This is a genomic window from Flavobacterium macrobrachii, assembly GCF_014486675.1.
Lineage (GTDB): Bacteria > Bacteroidota > Bacteroidia > Flavobacteriales > Flavobacteriaceae > Flavobacterium > Flavobacterium macrobrachii.
This window is the reverse complement of sequence record NZ_JACTAC010000142.1, coordinates 1-1,860: the sequence shown is the minus strand read 5'-3', so window position 1 is coordinate 1,860 and position 1,860 is coordinate 1. Positions and strand designations below refer to the sequence as shown.

Genomic DNA, 1,860 nt, shown 5'->3' with positions numbered 1-1,860 from the left:
AGGGGTTAAAGGTAGTGTTTTTTTTGAATTGTGAGTTTCGAGTTTCGAGTTGCGAGTTTCGAGTTACGAGTTTTGAGTTTAGAAGCAAGAAGAAAGAAGCAAGAAGAAAGAGTTGGAATTTAGAATTTAGAATATAGAGTTTTGGGTTTGTTGTTTTTTTTAGCACAATGTTTTGTTAAGTTGGTGGTATGTTTTGCTGGGTTTTACTATGTTTGATAAAATGGTTGTGGAGTTTTTTCGCAGTTTGGTGTTATTCTCAATATTTAATTAAATTATGTTTAAGAAAATTTTAGTTCTATTTATTTTTCACTCGTTTTTATATGCTCAAGTTGAAGATAATCTTTATCCATTGAATGCTATTGACCATCTTTTAACTACAGAAGTTAAGGATGTACTATCAAAAAATATTGAAGATAAAAGAGTAGTTTTTCTTGGTGAATCGGAACATCATATTGGTTCTGATTTTTTGGCTAAAACAGAGTTTGTTAAATACTTGGTTGAGGAAAAAGGGTATAAAGACATAGTGTTTGAAAGTGATTTTTTTGGTTTGTATTTTGATCATAAGAAGTATAATGTTTTTCCGCTTTGGTCAATGTCAAAACAGTGTCAGGAATTGTTTGAGTTTTTGGAAAAAAATGATATAACATTGTGGGGTTTAGACAATCAAACACATTCTTACTACACGTATCACAACTATGTAAACAAAATTGAAACTTTCTTAAAAGAAAACGGAATTGCATATCATGATGATTTTATAAATTCTGTTGAAAAAATCATTAAATATGGTACTATGGCAAAGAAAGAATTCACAAACGATGAGGTAAATGCTCTACTCAATACGCTGGATAACTATCTTCAAAATGATAAAATACAATCAAACAAACTGTGGTATCAAATTTTTGAAAGCTTTAAATCGACCGTTCAAATTTATACTATAAACAGTAGTAGTACTGAAGGAATTCCTATTAGAGACAAGCAAATGGCAAAAAACTTATCTTTTTTAGTACATCAGTTTCCTGATAAAAAGTTTATCGTTTGGCTAGCTAATGCGCATATGGCTAAATATGAGTATGAGTTTATGAAAGGGAAAACGATGGGTAGCGATTTTAACCGTTTAAATCCGAATATTTCTTATCATATAGCGGTTTCTTCTATCCACATGCCTTTTCGTAAAGAGAAGTATATTGAAAAAAGTGCTAAAGATGCTACTAACTTGCTGCATTTTTTACCTTCTACTAAACAAAATTATTTTATTGACTCTAAGAAACTAATTGAGGAGCACGCTGATTTTGAAACTAAAGAGTTTGAAGGTATGTTTGGCTTCAAAAAAACCAAGACTAACTGGTTTAAACATTTTGATGCTCTTGTATTTATTGGTATTGGAGAAAAGTCGGTACTTTTAAAATAGTTTCAAGTTACCAGTTTAGAATTTAGAATTTAGAAATTAGAAAATAGAATATAGAGAATAGAATATAGAATTTAGAATTTAGAAATTAGAAGATAGAATATAGAGAATAGAATATAGAGAATAGAATATAGAGTTTTTGGTTTTTTGTGGGATAATCTTCTAACGGTCAGTTTTTTAAAATATTTTTTTTTTATTTTAGCTTACAATTTTTATTGTAAAAACCCAAATCCTAACCCTAAATCGTACGCTTATGAAGAAACGTGATTTGAAGCTAATCTTAGCTAAAATTGAAAGGTTGGAAGCTGCTGCTTCGCCTTTACATCTTCCTATTGAAGAAGAGTTGTTGGATAATTATGACATGTTTATGTTGCTTAAATGCAGTTCATCAACACTGAAACGCTATCGTAACAAGGGAATTATTCCTTGTGTAAAAATTGGGAACAAGCATTACT

General features: G+C 29.7%; 1 protein-coding gene and 1 pseudogene. Both read left to right on the top strand.

The features are described from left to right. Positions 1–274: 274 nt before the first annotated feature. Positions 275–1,408 (top strand): erythromycin esterase family protein, encoded by a 1,134-nt coding sequence (locus IAI56_RS15605; RefSeq protein ID WP_187658743.1) that lies wholly within the window; start codon positions 275–277, stop codon positions 1,406–1,408. A 250-nt stretch (positions 1,409–1,658) separates the two neighbouring features. Beyond that, positions 1,659–1,860 (top strand): annotated as a pseudogene (locus tag IAI56_RS15600) (hypothetical protein); the annotation flags it as partial.